Here is a 16,377-nt window from a genome sequence, read left to right as displayed (position 1 = left end):
GCGAACTATGGCGGGCAGGCATTTTGACGAATGGAAGGTGGGGGACCGGATCGCGCATGAATTGCGCCGCACGGTGACCGAGACCGACAACCTGCTGTTCACCACCATGACCCATAATCCCCAGCCGCTGCATCTGGATGCCGAGGCGGCCAAGGCGTCGGAATTCGGCCAGATCCTCGTCAACGGCACCTTCAGCTTCGCGCTGATGATCGGCCTGTCGGTGGGCGATACCACCATGGGCACGCTGGTCGCGAACCTGGGCTATGACAAACTCGTCATGCCCAAGCCGGTGTTCATCGGCGACACGCTGCGCTGCGAGACCGAGGTTACGGACCTCAAGGAAAGTCGCTCGCGTCCGGAGGCCGGCATCGTCACCTTCACCCATCGCCTGCTCAACCAGCGGGACGAGATTGTCTGCCAGTGCCTGCGCATGGCGTTGCTCAAGAAGAGGTCTGCATGAAACTTCGCTCGCTGCTCTTTGTACCGGGCGATCGTCCCGAACGGTTCGACAAGGCGGCGGCGAGCGGCGCAGATGCGATCATCCTCGACCTGGAGGATTCGGTCGCACCCGAGCGCAAGGGCTATGCCCGCGACGCGATCGCCGCGTGGCTGGGGGAGGCGCGCGATTGCACCGCCTTCGTCCGGGTCAATCCACTGGAGGGCGGGCAGACCGCCGACGATCTGGCCGTCATCCTGCCGGCCGCGCCCGATGGCATCATGCTGCCCAAGGCGGAAGGGGCGGTCAGCATCCTGGCGCTGGAGGAACTGGCCGGGGCAGGGCGCCTGCCGCCGATCCTGCCGATCGCCACGGAAACGCCCGCGGCCTTGTTCGAGCTTGGCAGCTATCGCAGCGTTCGTGATCGGCTGGCCGGCCTCACCTGGGGCGCGGAGGATCTGCCCGCCTCGATCGGCGCCACCAGCGCGCGCGAAGCCGATGGCCGCTATACCGCGCCGATCGAGATGGCGCGCAGCCTGACCCTGTTCGCGGCCCACGCCGCCGGTGTCGCGGCGATCGACACGGTCTTCCCCCGGATCGATGCGATGGATGATCTGGCCGCCTATGTCGGCCGGGCGCGGCGCGATGGCTTTACCGGCATGATGGCGATCCACCCGGTCCAGGTCGCGGCGATCAATGCCGGCTTCACCCCGACCCCGGCGGAGGTCGATCATGCCCGCGCGGTGGTCGACGCCTTTGCTGCCAATCCGGGTGCCGGCGTGCTGAAGCTGGACGGCAAGATGATCGATCGCCCGCATCTGGTGCAGGCGCAGCGGGTGCTCGCCGCGCTCTGAAAAAAAAAGGCCCGGCATCGCGGCCGGGCCTTTCCATGTAGTTGCCTTTGTTCGGACTTTTTCTCGAAATGCGCGAAAGAGCGCATTTCGGACGCGGCACCGGCCCACACCCCCACCCGACCACCCACAGAGTGTATCCTGAATGGGAGGTCGGGTGGGGGTGTGGGCCGGTGCGGATGCGCCAAAGGCGCATGTCAAAACAGACTCTTAGCGGTAACGGCTCTTTTCATAATTGGTCGACGATCCGGCGCCATAGGTGCCGCGCGTATCGTCCCGATCGCCGAACAGCGCCTGCTGTTCGCGCTCGATGCGCCAGGCGTGCTGCGCTTCGTCCGCGCTCTTCTCCAGCGTCACCTTGGTCGCATCGACCGACTTGATCCAGGAGGAGGGGATGGAGTGGTGGACGCCGCCCGCATCGCTGTCGCTCTTGGTCAGGATGATGCGGTCGCCGCGCAGCTTGTCGACCGTGCCGACATGCTCGCCATCGCTGCCGACCACTTCCATATGCTCGCGCACCTGCGTCACCGCCTGGCGCTGCTCGCCGCGACGGGTGCGCCATGTGCCGAATTCGCTGTTGAAGCGATCGCGATGTTCGCGCTGATACTCGGCATAGTCGCGGTCCAATTCGTCGATCCGCTGCTGGCGCCAGCTATAATAGTTGCTGTCATGATGCGCGCCATAGTCCTGCTGCGGGCCGAAGGCGCGGTTGCGATAGCCATGATCCTCGCTGCCATAGCCGCTGCGCTCCCCGGTATAGGGGGCAAAGCCACGGCCGGGCAGATAGTCGCTGCGCGCGGCCGAGGCATAGCCAAGCCGGCTCGACTGGTCGCGGGGGTCGCCATAGGGGCGGTTATAATATTCGTCATATTCGCGGCGGCGTTCCGCCTCGTCATCGCCGAACCAGCTGCGAATCTCGTCGCCCGCCCGGTCGAGGAAGCCGCGCTCGTCGGGATCATAGCCCTGGGGGTAGGGGCGGGCACCCGGCCCACTGAACTGGCCGCGCATGCCATATCGATAGGCGCGCTCGTCGCGCGGTGCCCTGTACCGATCATTGTAACGGTCGTTGCCGCGATCCCAGTCGGTCGAATAGCGATCATCGCCGCCATAGCGGCGTCCGCCTTGATAACCCATGGTCCGTCTCCTTGTGCTTGTCGGAGGATCGCGCCCTCCGGTGGTGCGTGCGTGTTGCACCGACAGGCCATCAATGGGTGGCGCGGCCCATCGTTCCGGGCGTTACGGGCGGGTAACGTCGTGCCTTTCAACCGCCCTGTCGAAGGCGGAAAGGGCCGATTTCCGGGGCTCTTGATCGAGATCAGGAAAGGCCGTGATTTTTTGCGCAAAAGACCGTTGCAAGGCGAAAATCCCTCGCCTATAGGCAGCCCACCTTTGGGGCCTTAGCTCAGCTGGGAGAGCGCGTCGTTCGCAATGACGAGGTCAGGGGTTCGATCCCCCTAGGCTCCACCATTTCCCTTCGAAATGAATAAACTGTGCCGTGTGACATTGGCGGCGCGGACCGGACGCCACCGGCCGGCGCACCCCATGATCATCGGACAGCATGGCAAGATGCGCAATCTCGCACGAGCGGATCAGGGCAGCCTTTCCCCCATTGACGCTTCGAGAACCGCATACCATTCGGCGCGGGTCCATTCGACCTTGAAGGCATCGATGCTGCGGGCGATGCGGGCAGCGGACTGGCTGCCGACAATGGGAATCGGGCGCGCGGGATGCGCCATGATCCAGGACAGGGCGGCGGCGGTGATATCGACGCCATAGCGTTCACCCTGATCTGCAAGCGTCACAGCGGCCGGGTGCAGCGCCTTGGCGAGGCGACCGCCACCCAGCGGCGACCAGGCCAGAACCGCCATGTCGCGCGCCATCGCCTGATCGAGCGTGCCGTCATGGAGCGGCGCCGTGCGCAGCGCGGAAAATTCAGGCTGGGTGCTGACGATCGGCAGGTCGAGAAAGGCCTGGAGCGCATCGAGTTCATGAATCGCATAGTTGGACACGCCGATCGCGCGCACCTTGCCGGCTTCGACCATGCGGGTCAGGCTGGCGGCGACTTCCTGCGGATGGGTCAGGAAATCGCGGCGATGGATCTGGTAGAGATCGACCCGGTCGATGCCCATTCGCGTCAAGGACGCATCGATGGCCTCGGCCAGATAGTCTGCGCCGCTATTATAGGGGATGCCCGGTCGGATGCCGCCCTTGGTGGCGATGATCATGCGGTGCCGCAGTTCAGGGGCATCCGCCAATATCTGGCCGAACAGCGTTTCGGCCGATCCGAAACCGGCGGGTGTGTCGCAGCCATAGATGTCCGCCGTGTCGAGCAGGGTGATGCCGGCGTCCAGCGCCGCCTCCACCCTGGCGCGGGCCTCGGCGATATCCTCGCCGGCCAGGCGCCACATGCCCCAGGCGATCGGAAAGACGGAAATGCCGCTCTTGCCGAGCGGACGTGGTTCGGCGGAGAGGCGCAGCGTCGTCATGGATCGATCAATGGCACAAGCAATGTGCCGGCGGTAGGGGCCATCCGCGTCCCACATGACCGGCCGGGCGACCGGCGCTTGCCGGGGCCGGTGTCACGCCCTGGATGAAAAGCTCATGTAACGCGCGCGCCAGGCGGCGACTTCGGCGCGCAGGTGGGCCGGGGCGGCGTCCCCCGACAGGACGAGGGCGGCGACCTCATTGTCGGGATGCATCAACATCTTCCGCGATCCGTCGCTGAACCAGACGGGCACCAGCTGATCGCAAAGGCTGTCGAGGATCGCGCCGGCCATGCCATTCTCGATCGCCGCGCTGCCGGGCAGCATGCGAACCATGATCGATACGCCTTCGAAGCAGTTGCGCGGTTCGCGGACGAAATCGATCGACGCCAGGATGCCGGACCGGTCCGGACGGGCTTCATCGGGCATGGCCTGGACCCGGCGCCATGCGCAAAACCATGTCCGGCAGATATGCGGGCGCACGGCATGGATGCTGCATCCCTGCTCGCCCAGATGCGCGCAGGGCGCGCCCGCCGCTTTCTTGAAGTCGGGCGTGTCGACGGTCAGAATGGTGCAGCACATGGTGCAATCGCCGCAGGACCGGTCAGGGATGACAGGGCCCAGCAGAGCGGTTTCCAGATCTGTATCCATGTGCATCCGGGCGGCGTGCCTTGGCCTTGTCGGGAATGCAAGCGGCATCATGCGCGCCGCCTCGCGGCAGATGCCCTGCGCCGGTCAGGCGCGCATGAAGCGCCAGTGGTCAGCGTCGCTCTCGGCCGGATCGAAGCGATATCCGTCACTGTCGAAGCCCTGCATGGCCTCGACATCGGCGACATGATGTTCGCACATCCAGCGCGCCATCATGCCGCGTGCCCGCTTCGCGTTGAAGCTCACGAAGCGCGGGCCGTTCGGCCCCGGCTCGCGAAAATCGACATGAATCACACGCAGGCCGTCCAGCCTGTTCTCGACCGCCGCAAAATATTCCTGACTGGCCAGGTTGAGGACGACGCCCGATCCCTCTTCCGCGGTCTGTGCGCGCAGCAGCGCGGCGATGCGATCGCCCCACCAGTCGGTCAGCTTCTTGTGCCGCGGTGCCCAGCGCGTGCCCATTTCCAGCCGATAGGGACGGATCGCATCCAGCGGACGTAGCAGCCCGTAGAGCCCCGACAGCATCCGCACATGATCCTGCGCAAAGGCCACCGCCGCCTCGTCCAGCGTGTCCACCTCGAAACCGGAATAGACGTCGCCGGCAAAGGCATAGAGCGCCTGCCGTTCGGGCAGCTCGGCAAAGTCCCGGAACCGGTCGGCATTGAGCTTGGCCAGGCGCGGCGAGATATGCATCAGTTCCGCCAGCCGTTTCTGCGAAAGATTGGCGGCCGACTTGGCGAGCCCGCGCGCTTCCTCGGCGAAATGCGGCGTGGTGACGGCAAGGGGCGGCAGCGCGCGCTCGAAGTCGAGCGTCTTGGCGGGAGAGAGCAGAACGATCATGCCCCGCGCGGTAGCCGCGCCTCGTCCGGGCGTCAAACACCCTCCCGCCCGCCGGCGGATTTCGCTTCAGCGCCCGCCTGTGGCCCCTGATGGCCGCGCCACCGCATACATGGCCTGCGCCATTTCCCGATAATAGGCGTTGCGATCGCCGTCGCGCGCATAGACTTCGTTGATGCTGTGCGACGCGCCGGGGACATAGATGAACTCTGCCCGGCCACCCACCTTGCGGAACGCGGCCTCCAGATCATGGACGGCGCCGTCGAGATAATAGGAATCGGCGGTCCCGACCACGACATGGACCTTGCCCTCCAGATCATGGCGCAGGCGTGGCCATTGGGTCTCGATCCGGTGGCCGATATCATAATTGTCCCGCCAATAGGCCGCGACCTGCGCATCGACTGCGCCCGTCACCCGATCGAAGAGCGGCGCCGGCGTCCCGTCCGCGCGGCGCGGCGAGAAGGTCCAGTCGAAGGATCGCAACTGGCCGCCGTCCCGGCCCAGCACCGTCTCGATCCCCGCTGCCTGCGCGATCGTCGTCTTCACCGCGCCATGGGCGCGCTCCAGCGGACGGGCCGTGCCCTGGGCATCGCGATACATGTTCGCGCCCGGCTGATAGAGGTCGACCCCGATGAAGTGCCGGAAATCCACTGGATCGGGTGACGAGGCCCAGCTTCCACCGAAGGAGGCGGGATAGCGCACCATCGCCCAGAGCGCGAACCAGCCGCCCGAACTATGGCCGGTCAGGAACCGGCCCGAGGGCATGGCATCCATCCGATAGCGGCTTTCGAGCGCCGGGATGATCTCGCGCGTCAGCGCTTCGCCCCAGGGACCATTATTGACGCTGTCGGCAAATTCGGTCGTGCCGGTGGGCGAGGCGAAGTCCAGCGTCACCCAGATCATCGGCGGAATGGCCTTTGTTTCCATCAGGTGCCAGATGCGCGACAATTGCTGCCCGTCCACCCGGTGATTGGTGCCGAACGCACCGGCCGTATAGACCGTGGGATAGGTGACGCGGCCGTTGGGATCATAGCCCGGCGGGGTCAGCACCCAGGCGGCGACACTCTGCGGCGTGCCGCGAAAGCGGGTCAGCACTTTCGATACGACCTGTTCGTCGTGCAGATGCGGGCGCGACGCGGTGATCTGCTCGGCGGCGCGCGGCGGCAGGCCGGTGACGTCGAACTGCGCGGGCGCCGGCGGCAATTTGTGATCCAGCGCAATCGATGGCCTGGCGCCTAGCGGCAGGCGCAACGTCACCACCTTCGAGACCAGGTCGCCCGGCCCCCGCCCGCCATAATTATAGTCGCCATCGCGATCGAGCACGACCTGCACCCGATAGTCTCCGGGCGCCAGGGCCGCGAGCCCCTTGGGGAAGGCGCTTTCCCCGGCATCGATGCTGATCGTGCGATCAGGCCCGAAACTGGCGACATCGCGGCCCGCCACGAAGATGCGGGCGTCGTCGGGGCCATAGATGTCGATATCCTCGCTCTTGCCATTGTCGGCGCTCAGCGGTGCCGCAAAGAGCAGCAACCGTCCCGATGCGTCGTCGCCCAGCGCAGCCGGCAGGCTGATATCGAAACGCGTTTCGGGTGCCGCAGCGCCGATCAGCGCCAGCCCAGACAGGGGAAGTGCAAGCAAGCGGGCCATTGCGGTCATCATCAGGAGATCCTGCCATTTTGCCGGCGCAGGGCAATCAACTGGGCGGCAAGGCCCAGGATCAGCATTGCCAGAAGTACAGCCTGCGATCCCAGCAGCAAGGGCGACTTGAGGTCGGTGACGAACGGGTGACCGTCCGGCACGCGGCGCAGGATTTCAGTCACCGTCGGCACCATCAGCAGGAACGCCGTGAGGCTGAGGAAGACGGTTTCCAGATAGCGCCGCGCCCGCCCGAGAAAGCGGATATTGTTCACGCCATAGCCGGCGATCAGCAGCAGGATCGTCACCGTGCCGATGCCGTAGCTGACGGGCTGATGCGCCACCAGGAACACGGTGCCGGCACCGATCAGCATGAAGATGAGATAGGCGATGCCCGGTGCCGTTCGCGGCATGATCCGGCCATGGCGCGCAAACATATAGGCGGCCAGCGGGATGGCGGGCAGGCTGCCGAGCGTATGGACCCAGCCCAGGGGCGTTATTCCAAACATGGTCTGTATCTTTCGGTTGGCGGACGATCGCCGCGCTTATGCGGCAAAGCTGGTGGAGCGGGACAATGCGCGCCATTGCGCGATCTCCGCTTCCATGGCGGCCATCTTGCCTTCGACCAGGCCCAGCGCATCGTCGCCCAGGAACAGGCGCGTCGGTGGTGCCGGCGCCTCCACCAGCGCCAGCAAGGCCTGCGCCGCGCGCGCGGGATCGCCCGGCTGCTGCCCGCTCTTGGCCTGACGGGCCGCCCTTATCGGGTCCATGACCGCGTCATAGTCGGCGATGCTGCGCGGCGTGCGGTCCATCGACCGCCCGGCCCAGTCGGTGCGGAACTGGCCGGGCGCCAGCGCCGTCACATGAATGCCGAACGGCGCCACTTCCTTGCCCAGCGCTTCGGAAATCCCTTCCAGCGCGAACTTGCTGCCGCAATAGAAGCTGATGCCGGGCATGGTGATGAACCCGCCCATGGAGGTGATGTTGACGATATGCCCGCGCCGCCTTTCGCGCATGCCGGGCAGTACCGCCTTCATCATTGCCACCGGGCCGAACACATTGGCGGCGAACTGGCGCTGCAGATCGTCGATCGACGATTCCTCCAGCACGCCCTCATGACCATAGCCCGCATTGTTCACCAGCACGTCGACCGACCCGGCGCGCCGCTCGGCGTCCGCTACGGCCGCCGGAATCGCGTCCAGATGCGTCACGTCCAACTGCAGCGGATGCGCGCGTCCGGGCGCGAGCGCCGCAAAGGCTTGGGCATCCTTGGGGTTCCGCACGGTCCCGACGACGGCATGGCCGGCGTCCAGCGCGCCCTCGGCAAAGGCCCGGCCCAGGCCGGAACTGACGCCGGTAATCAGGAAAGTCTTGGGGATCAGCGCCGACATGGCCTACTCCATGATTTGAACATCAACTATATCATGATATAGATAGCAACATGACGTCCATCAAGCCCCCCTCGACCGGTTCGCGTGGTGAACCCGTGCGCAATCGTGTGATCGACGCGGCCGAACGCCTGCTGCGCGACGGCAAGGCGGAATTTTCGATGCGCGATCTGGCGACCGAAGCGGGCGTCAGTTTCGCCACGCCGTTCAACCAGTTCGGCAGCAAGGCCGCGATCATGCACGCCCTGTCGGCGCGGCGGATCGCCACCGCGACCCAGCGCTTCGCGGACAAGCCGCGGCTCGACGATGCCGGCCAGCGCGTGCTGCTGGCGGTCGCCACGGTGGTCGAACTGATGCTGGAAGAACCGCGCGTGAACCGGGCGGTGATGGGGTGGCTCGGCACGCCGGGGCCGACCCATGGCGAAGTGCTGGCGCAGTCCACCGCGCTGTGGACCCTGGCGATCGGTGCTGGCGAGGGCCTGATCGACGGGCACCCAGCGCTGCCTGCCCTGGCAAGGCATCTGGCCTTCGGCTTTCGCGGCGTGCTCTCCTTCTGGACCGCGGGCGAGCTACCGGACGAGGAACTTGCCGCTAATGCCCGCGATGTGGCGAACGCCTTGCTGGGCGGCGCAGCCAGGCAGGCCTGATCGCCAAGTCCAGAGCGGGCGGCGCGCCTTAACCGTTCGCGCCCTGCTGTGCATCGCGATAGGCGCGGGCGGACAGGCCCATGTTGCGCTGGAAGAAGCGGCTGAAATAGGCCGGGTCGGCAAAGCCGATCGAAAAGCCGATCTCGGCAATCGACAGGTTGGAATAGAGTAGGGCCCGCTGCGCTTCGAGCAGGGCGCGCTGGTCCAGCATCTGGGCCGGCGATCGGCCCGCCATCCGGGCGCAGGCGACGCGCAGCGCGGTCTGGCTGACGCCCAGTGCGGCGGCATGGACCGACACCGGTTCGCGCAGGCGGAAGCGCTGCTCGATCCGTTCGCGCAGCCGCGCGACGATCGACGCATGCGGTCCGGCGCGCGGGGCGGTATGGATGGCGGCGCTGCGATGGCGCAGTGCCGTCACCAGCAGCGACAGCATCGCCGCATCGACCGCCGCCCGGTGGCCCGGCGCCGACCAACTGAGTTCGCGCATCAGATCGGCCACCAGCCGCTCGACCGGCGGTAATTGCGCTGCGTTCATCTCGATCGCGTCGGGCCGCTCGAACAGACCGGTCAGTTCCGGGCCATGGCGGCCCAGATCCTGCAGATAGGCGTCGGCCATGGTGATGACGAAGCCGGCGGTTTCCTCCAGCCATTTGAAGCCATGCACGGCGGTGGCCGGCACCAGCAGGAAGCTGGGCGCGACGAAGCGCAGCTCCGCGCCATCCGCCTCCATCGCGCCGCCGCCCGATGTGATGAGGAAGATATGGCTCAGCTCGCTATGGGCATGCGGTTTGATCGTCCATTCGCTGGGACGTGAGCGATTGTCCAGCGTTTCGACATGGACGAACCCCTCCGCCACCAGCCTGTGGGGTTCACCATAAAGGTAGAAGGTCGGGAAAGACTGTTTCGACATCGGGCATGGTCCCGTCGGGATGCGCTGGGGCTGATGAATTGTCCAATTAATAGGCTGGTGCGCCCATGTCCATCGCCGGCCGTGCGGATAGGGTAGCCGCATCGGACAAACAGGGGCGCCGTCAGCGCGCCCGGATCATGAGAGGATGCGAATGCGCACCAGCATAGCCATTATCGGCGCCGGCCCGGCCGGCATGTTCCTGGCCCATCTGCTCGCGGCGGAGGGGATTGCCGCGGTCGTGCTGGAACGGCGCGATCGGACCTATGTCGAGGGGCGGGTCCGCGCCGGCGTGCTGGAACAGGTGACGACCGACCTGATGCATCGGCTGGGCCTTGTCGGCCGGCTCGATCGCGAGGGGCTGGTGCATGGCGGCACCCAGATTTCGCTCGACGGTTCGCTGTTCCGCATCGACATGACGGCGCTGACCGGCGGCAGCGCGGTCACCGTCTATGGCCAGCAGGAGGTGATGCACGACCTGTTCGAGGCGGCGCCGGAGCGCGGCGTCGAGATCGTCTGGAATGCGCAGGATGTGACGCTGGAGGGGCTGGACGGCGATCACCCGGTGGTCCGCTGGCGCCAGGATGGCGTCGCGCAGGAATTGCAGTGCGACTATGTCGTCGGCTGCGACGGCTATCATGGCGTCAGCCGCAACAGCATCCCCGCCCATGTGCTGCGCACCTTCGAGCGCGTCTATCCCTTTGGCTGGCTCGGCATATTGGCGGATGTGCCGCCCGCCGACCATGAGCTTATCTACGCCAATCATGAGCGCGGCTTCGCGCTCGCCTCGATGCGCTCGCCCACGCGCAGCCGCTATTATATCCAGTGCGGCCTCGATGAGCAGGTCGAGGACTGGTCCGACGATCGTTTCTGGGACGAGCTTTGCCTGCGCCTTGGCCCCGACGCCGCATCGCGCGTTACCCGCGGGCCGAGTTTCGAGAAGTCGATCGCGCCGCTGCGCTCCTTCGTGTCGGAACCGATGCGCTGGGGCCGGCTGTTCCTGGCCGGCGACGCCGCCCATATCGTGCCGCCGACCGGCGCCAAGGGGCTCAACCTTGCCGCGTCGGACGTCATCATGCTGAGCGAGGCGCTGGTCGACCATTATCGCGGCGGATCGGATGCCGGGCTGGACGGCTATTCCGCCCGCGCTCTGGCCCGCGTGTGGAAGGCGGAGCGCTTCTCCTGGTGGTTCACCTCGATCACCCACCGCTTCCCCGACATGGACGGTTTCGCCCGCCGCATCCAGGCAGCGGAGATCGACTATATTCGTGGGTCGCAGGCGGCGCAGCGCACGCTGGCGGAAAATTATGTCGGCCTTCCGCTGATGGCTGCCTGACGCCTCTGGCCGGGGCGGGGCTTTACCGCCCCGCCGGATGCGGCCTAGACCGGGGCATGAGCGAAGAGAATGACGCGGGACGCCCCGCAGCGACGATCGTGATCGTGCGCGACCGGCCGGGCGGAGCGCCCGACCTGCTGATGATGGAACGGGCCGCGACCATGGCCTTTGCCGCTGGTGCGCTGGTCTTTCCGGGCGGTGGCGTCGACGATGGCGACCGGGCGCTGGCCGCCAGTATGTCCAGCGATCTGGCCAGTGATGAGGTCGCCGCGCGGATCGCGGCCATTCGCGAGACGATCGAGGAAAGCGGCCTGGGCGTCGGTCTGGCGGGGTCTGTCGATGCCGCGACCGTGTCGGCGATTCGCGCGGGCCTGCTCGGCGGGGCGTCGCTGGGCGATCTTCTGGCGCCGCGTGGCATCGCCCTGGCGTTGGATGCGCTGGTGCCGTTCGCCCGCTGGCACCCGTCTGCACGGGAAAAGGCGATCCGCGTCTATGATACCCGCTTCTATCTCGCTCGCGCGCCGTTGGGGCAGGAGGCGAGCGTCGACGCGACCGAGAATGTTCGCCTGTTCTGGAGCAGCGCCGCCGCGACCATCGCCCGCGCCGATGGCGGCGACGGGCATGTCATCTTTCCGACCCGCCGCAATCTGGAGCGGCTGGCGCAATATGACAGTTTCGACGCGCTCGCCGCCCATGCCCGCAGCATCCCGGTGGAAAAGGTGCGCCCCTGGTTCGAGGAGCGCGACGGCGAGCCGCATCTCTGCATCCCGGCGCATCTTGGTTATCCGGTCACGTCGGAACCAATGCGGCAGGTCCGGCGTGGTTAGGGCATGCGCCGCCTTCATCTGACCCTTCGTGCCCTTGTCATTATCGCTGTCATCCTTGGCCTGCTCTGGGTCGGATACGCGCTGCTGCGCCAGCGGCCGCAGGATCTGCCCTGGACCAGGCTGGACCTGTCGCAGCCGGTCGGCTTGTTCACCGGTCGCAAGCTTGCCGCCCTGACCGGCGATCGGGCGCAATGTCTGGCGCTGCTCGACCGGGCCGGCATTGCCTATACGGTGATGAAGCCGGGCGGGGGCGACGGGCAGTGCGGCTATGCCGACGCGGTCCGGCTGAAGGCGGAAAAGGGCATGATCGCCTTGTCACCCGCCGGGGTGGCGCCGTCCTGCCCGGTGGTTGCCGCCCTGCGCGTCTGGGAATGGCAGGTGGTGCAGCCCGCCGCCCAGCGCCTGTTCGGCCAGCCGGTGCGCTCCATCACCCATTTCGGTTCCTATAGCTGCCGGCGCATGTATGGCCGCAGCCAGGGCGACTTCAGCGAACATGCCACGGCCGACGCGATCGATGTCGCGGGCTTCGTGCTGGCCGATGGCCACCGGATCAGCGTGGTCGGCGACTGGAAGGGGCAGGGCAGGGACGCCGCCTTCCTGCGTGAGGTGCGCGATGGCGCCTGCGACCTTTTCTCGACCGTGCTCTCGCCCGACTATAATGCCGCCCATCGCGACCATTTCCACCTCGACCAGGCGGAACGCGGCGCGACGGGCTGGCGGGCCTGTCGTTAGGGATTAAGGCGTTCGGGCTGAGCGAAGTCGAAGCCTTCTCCTGAGCGCAGCGAAGGGCTTCGGCTTCGCCTCAGCAGGGCCCTTCGACTTCGCTCAGGGCGAACGGCTGTAATTACTGCCCGTAGCCGGCCTGCTTGGCCAGGCTGACGGCTTCGCGCGCGGCGGCGAGCAGGGCACCGCTCTTCGCCTCGCATTCGCGCTGCTCATATTCGGCGGTCGAATCGGCGACGATCCCGGCGCCGGCCTGGACGTGCATCACGCCATCCTTCAGCACGGCGGTGCGCAGCACGATGCAGCTGTCCATATTGCCGTCCGGCCCGAAATAACCGACGCCGCCGGCATAGGCACCGCGCGTTTCCGGCTCCAGTTCGGCGATGATCTCGCAGGCGCGGACCTTGGGCGCGCCCGACACGGTGCCGGCCGGGAAACCCGCGAACAGCGCGTCGATAGCATCTTTTTCGGGCGCCAGACGGCCGACCACGTTCGACACGATGTGCATCACATGGCTGTAGAATTCGACCGTATAGCTTTCCGTCACGGTAACGCTGCCGGCGCTGGCGACGCGGCCGACATCGTTGCGGCCCAGGTCCAGCAGCATCAGATGCTCGGCCCGTTCCTTGGGATCGTCGAGCAGGCTGGCGCGGTTGGCGGCGTCCTCCACCGCATTCTTGCCGCGCGGGCGGGTGCCGGCGATCGGCCGGATCGTCACTTCGCCATCGCGGGCGCGGACCAGGATTTCCGGGCTGGACCCGATCAGCGCAAAGCCGGGCAGGTCGAGATAATAGAGGAAGGGCGACGGGTTGATCCGGCGCAGCGCGCGATAGAGCGCGATCGGCGGCAAGGTGAAGGGGCTGGTGAAGCGCTGCGCCAGCACCACCTGGAAGATGTCGCCCGCGACGATATAGTCCTTGGCGCGGTCGACCATCTGGGCGTAGCGGCCCGGTTCCAGCACCGGCGTCACGTCGATCTCGGCAATGTCGGCCGGGGCGGACACGGCCGGCAGCGGCGCAGCCAGGCGCGCGGCGGTCGCGTCGATCCGCTCCAGCGCCTGCGCGATCGCCTTTTCCGCGTCGGCGGACTGATCCTTCCACACCGGGGCGACTAGGAACAGGGCGTCGGCCAGGCGATCGAACACCAGGATGACGGTCGGCCGCACGAACAGCATGTCCGGCAGGGCGATGTCGTTGGCGGCGGGGCGGGGCAGCTTTTCGACCAGGCCCACAGTCTCATAGCCGAAATAGCCGACCAGACAGGCGAGCGCGGCCGGCAGGGCGGGGTCCAGATCGGCGCGGCATTCGGCGACCAGCGCGCGCAGCGCCTGCAACGCATCCTGTTCGGCGGGGACGAAGGCGTCGCGATCGGTCGCCCATTGGCGGTTGATCTCGCCCTTTGCGCCCTCGGCGCGATAGACGAGGTCGGGGGCGAGGCCGATCAGGCTGTAGCGGCCACGCACCGCGCCGCCCTCGACCGATTCCAGCAGGAAGTCGCCCCGGTCCGGCTCGAACAGCTTGAGCGCAGCGGAGATCGGCGTGTCGGTGTCGGCAATCTGCCGCCGCCACACCAGACCCGAACGGCCCTGTGCCAGTGCCGCGCGAGCGACGGCCGTGCCGTCCACCATTCCCCCCTGCGCCGCCATCTTACTGCTCGCCGCTGTTGGTGGCGGACAGCGCCTTCTGGGCTTCGGCCACGGCGTTCGCCTTGCGGGTCACGCCCATGTCCTTCTCGATCGCGCGCTCGAACTGGGCGCCATATTCTTCGCCTACGACGTCGCCCAGCTGGGTGCGGACCTGGTTCAGCAATTCGGGCTGACCGGCGGCGTCACCACGCTTGATGGCGTTCAATTGCACCACGAAGGTGCCGCGATCCTGGCCGATCGGCAGGGTCTTCACGCTGTTGGCGGCCATCGAGAAGAGGATGGCGATTTCTGCCGGCGGGCGCTGCTGGCCGCGCATCAGGTCGGCGCGACGGCCACCCACGACCTGCGGGGCGGGCAGCTTGACGCCGGCCTGGGCCAGCGCATCGGCCAGCTTGGTGCCCTTGGCGACCTTGGCGCGGATGTCCTCGGCGACCTTCTGCGCCTTCTCATAGCCCTGGCTCAGCTTGTACTGGGCCACGACCAGCGGCTTGATCTTGGCGAGCGGCGGCGGGGCGGGGGCGACGATGTCGCCCGGCGCGGCCAGCGCATAGCGCTTGTCGGCGGTGATTGGCACCAGCTGGGCATCATCGTCGGCGCTCATCGCGAAGACGGGGGCCAGCAGCGGCTGCAGGTCACTATTGGGCTGATAGGTTTCGTCCTCGACCTGCTTGCCGGTCGACACCAGCAGCGGCGAGGTTTCCAGCTTCAGGCCATTATCCTTCGCGACTTCCTCGAAGGTGCCGCCATTGGCGATCTGGTCCTCGATCTTGCCGGTGAAGTCGGTCAGCAGCTGCTTTTCCTTCTGGGTGCGCAGCGTGGCGATGATCTCATCGCGCACCGACGCCAGCGCACGAGCCGGGACATTGTTGAGCGCGGTGACGCGCAGCACGATCCAGCCGAGCGAACCACGGACCGGGCCGACCAGTTCGCCCTGCTTGGCGGCAAAGGCGGCGTCGGCGACCGGCTTGGACGCGGTGGCGGCCAGCGCCTCGCGGCTCTGGTCGGTCAGGGTCGACACGGCAAGGCCCGCGCCCTGCGCCGCAGCGGCCAGCGTCTTGCCGGCCTTCACCTGATCGGCGATCGCCTTGGCGCCCGCCTGGGTCGGCAGCACCAGTTGCTCGACGCTGCGATTTTCCTTGGCAGCATAGGCCGCCTTGTTCTGGTTGTAGGCGGCGGTGATTTCCGCCTCGGTCGGCTGGGCCGCCTGGGCGAAACGCTCGCTGTCGATCACGGCATAGCGGATGCGGCGCTGTTCCGGGATGGTGTAGCGCGCGGCATTCTTCTTGTAGAAATCGGCGACCTGCGCGTCGGTCGGCTCCTTGGCGTCCAGGAAAGCGGCGGCCGGGATCGCGGCGATCGTGCCCTGGCGTTCTTCCAGCAGCAGCGACGCATAGGGCAGCGCCACGCTGTCGGGCAGCTTCACGCCCAGGCCGACCGGGGCCAGCAGCTGGCGCTGCAGGATTTCACGGCTGATATCGTCGCGCAGCGACTGTTCGCTGATCCGCTCACGCTGCAGCAGGGCGCGGAAATTATCCTGGCTGAAATTGCCGGCGGCGTCCTGGAAGGCGGGGATCTGCGCGATCTGCGCATCGACCAGCCGCTTGCTGATATGGACGCCCTGATCGCTGGCGAACTGCTTGAGCGTCAGCGCGGCGACCAGCTGGTCGAACACCTGCTTGCCGCCACCCTGGGCAAAGAAATCGCCGATCTGCATGCCCGTATTTTCGCGGCGCGCATTTTCGAACACGCGCTGGATGCGGTCCTGCAACTCGCTCATGCGCAGCTTGGAACCGCCGGCCTTGGCGACGGTGTCGCCGCCGCCCAGCCCGGTCCCGAACTTGCCGCTGGAAATGTCGCCCAGGATGAACGCCGCCGCGATCAACCCCAGAAAGAGGATCGCGAAAAAGGCGCCGAATTTGGAACGGATGAAACTGCGGAAGACAGAGAGCATGAGAATGTCCGGTTTTTATGCGGCGATATGGCGGCCCGCTTTAGGGGCGGATCGACCCGGCGG

Annotated in this window: 16 protein-coding genes and 1 tRNA gene; 7 read left to right on the top strand and 10 right to left on the bottom strand. The window is 66.8% G+C overall.

All coding sequences use genetic code 11. From position 1 onward, the window contains the following. Positions 1-7 precede the first annotated feature (7 nt). Both E5554_RS19705 and E5554_RS19700 read left to right on the top strand, forming a co-directional pair. A complete protein-coding gene (locus E5554_RS19705) occupies positions 8-460 on the top strand; it encodes a MaoC family dehydratase (protein ID WP_136187829.1) in 453 nt (150 codons plus the stop codon). After that, on the top strand, positions 457-1,290 hold the full coding sequence (locus E5554_RS19700; RefSeq protein WP_136187828.1) for a CoA ester lyase: 834 nt from the start codon (positions 457-459) through the stop codon (positions 1,288-1,290). The genes E5554_RS19705 and E5554_RS19700 overlap by 4 nt, the downstream gene beginning before the upstream one ends. A gap of 207 nt (positions 1,291-1,497) precedes the next feature. Here the strand turns inward: E5554_RS19700 and E5554_RS19695 are convergent, their stop codons facing one another. Beyond that, positions 1,498-2,421 carry a DUF2171 domain-containing protein gene (locus E5554_RS19695; protein WP_136187827.1) on the bottom strand — a complete coding sequence of 308 codons (924 nt, stop codon included), beginning with the start codon at positions 2,419-2,421 and terminating at the stop codon, positions 1,498-1,500. A gap of 257 nt (positions 2,422-2,678) precedes the next feature. Between E5554_RS19695 and E5554_RS19690 the strand changes: the two genes are divergently transcribed. Beyond that, a tRNA-Ala gene (locus E5554_RS19690) sits at positions 2,679-2,754 on the top strand. Positions 2,755-2,876: 122 nt separating this feature from the next. On the opposite strand, the gene E5554_RS19685 is transcribed toward E5554_RS19690, so the two are convergent. From E5554_RS19685 to E5554_RS19660, 6 genes are all read right to left on the bottom strand, one after another. Continuing rightward, a complete protein-coding gene (locus E5554_RS19685; protein WP_136187826.1) occupies positions 2,877-3,773 on the bottom strand; it encodes an aldo/keto reductase in 897 nt (298 codons plus the stop codon). A 93-nt stretch (positions 3,774-3,866) separates the two neighbouring features. Next, complete coding sequence (locus tag E5554_RS19680) at positions 3,867-4,421, bottom strand: zinc/iron-chelating domain-containing protein (RefSeq protein WP_080604505.1); 555 nt, start codon at positions 4,419-4,421, stop codon at positions 3,867-3,869. Between the two features lie 84 nt (positions 4,422-4,505). Then, complete coding sequence (yaaA, locus tag E5554_RS19675) at positions 4,506-5,258, bottom strand: peroxide stress protein YaaA (RefSeq protein WP_136187825.1); 753 nt, start codon at positions 5,256-5,258, stop codon at positions 4,506-4,508. Between the two features lie 66 nt (positions 5,259-5,324). Next, the gene (locus tag E5554_RS19670) at positions 5,325-6,914 is read right to left on the bottom strand and encodes an alpha/beta hydrolase-fold protein (protein WP_136187824.1); all 1,590 of its coding nucleotides are present in this window, start codon (positions 6,912-6,914) and stop codon (positions 5,325-5,327) included. Continuing rightward, positions 6,914-7,399: a hypothetical protein gene (locus tag E5554_RS19665; protein WP_136187823.1), complete on the bottom strand. Its 486-nt coding sequence runs from the start codon at positions 7,397-7,399 to the stop codon at positions 6,914-6,916. The genes E5554_RS19670 and E5554_RS19665 overlap by 1 nt, the downstream gene beginning before the upstream one ends. Positions 7,400-7,435: 36 nt before the next feature. Then, entirely contained in the window at positions 7,436-8,281 is an 846-nt protein-coding gene (locus E5554_RS19660; RefSeq protein ID WP_136187822.1) for an oxidoreductase, read from the bottom strand. Between the two features lie 50 nt (positions 8,282-8,331). Here E5554_RS19660 and E5554_RS19655 point away from each other — a divergent pair, with 50 nt between their 5' ends. After that, on the top strand, positions 8,332-8,925 hold the full coding sequence (locus tag E5554_RS19655; RefSeq protein ID WP_136187821.1) for a TetR/AcrR family transcriptional regulator: 594 nt from the start codon (positions 8,332-8,334) through the stop codon (positions 8,923-8,925). A gap of 28 nt (positions 8,926-8,953) precedes the next feature. On the opposite strand, the gene E5554_RS19650 is transcribed toward E5554_RS19655, so the two are convergent. After that, positions 8,954-9,835, bottom strand: coding sequence for a helix-turn-helix domain-containing protein (locus E5554_RS19650; protein WP_136187820.1), 882 nt, complete (start codon positions 9,833-9,835; stop codon positions 8,954-8,956). A gap of 151 nt (positions 9,836-9,986) precedes the next feature. Here E5554_RS19650 and pobA point away from each other — a divergent pair, with 151 nt between their 5' ends. The 3 genes from pobA to E5554_RS19635 are packed head-to-tail and all read left to right on the top strand — an operon-like array spanning position 9,987 to position 12,727. Next, entirely contained in the window at positions 9,987-11,168 is a 1,182-nt protein-coding gene (gene pobA, locus E5554_RS19645; protein ID WP_136187819.1) for a 4-hydroxybenzoate 3-monooxygenase, read from the top strand. A gap of 56 nt (positions 11,169-11,224) precedes the next feature. After that, complete coding sequence (locus E5554_RS19640) at positions 11,225-11,995, top strand: NUDIX domain-containing protein (RefSeq protein ID WP_136187818.1); 771 nt, start codon at positions 11,225-11,227, stop codon at positions 11,993-11,995. 3 nt (positions 11,996-11,998) lie between these two features. Continuing rightward, positions 11,999-12,727, top strand: a complete 729-nt coding sequence (locus E5554_RS19635) for an extensin family protein (RefSeq protein WP_136187817.1) — start codon at positions 11,999-12,001, stop codon at positions 12,725-12,727. A 112-nt stretch (positions 12,728-12,839) separates the two neighbouring features. Here E5554_RS19635 and trpE read toward each other — a convergent pair whose 3' ends face one another. Both trpE and E5554_RS19625 read right to left on the bottom strand, forming a co-directional pair. Continuing rightward, complete coding sequence (gene trpE, locus E5554_RS19630) at positions 12,840-14,363, bottom strand: anthranilate synthase component I (protein WP_210729776.1); 1,524 nt, start codon at positions 14,361-14,363, stop codon at positions 12,840-12,842. 1 nt (position 14,364) lies between these two features. Then, positions 14,365-16,314: a peptidylprolyl isomerase gene (locus E5554_RS19625; RefSeq protein ID WP_136187816.1), complete on the bottom strand. Its 1,950-nt coding sequence runs from the start codon at positions 16,312-16,314 to the stop codon at positions 14,365-14,367. Positions 16,315-16,377: the final 63 nt, after the last annotated feature.

Source organism: Sphingobium sp. PAMC28499, from assembly GCF_004795815.1.
GTDB lineage: Bacteria > Pseudomonadota > Alphaproteobacteria > Sphingomonadales > Sphingomonadaceae > Sphingobium > Sphingobium yanoikuyae.
The sequence above is the reverse complement of the archived record's forward strand: the minus strand, read 5'-3'. Positions and strand labels throughout refer to the sequence as shown.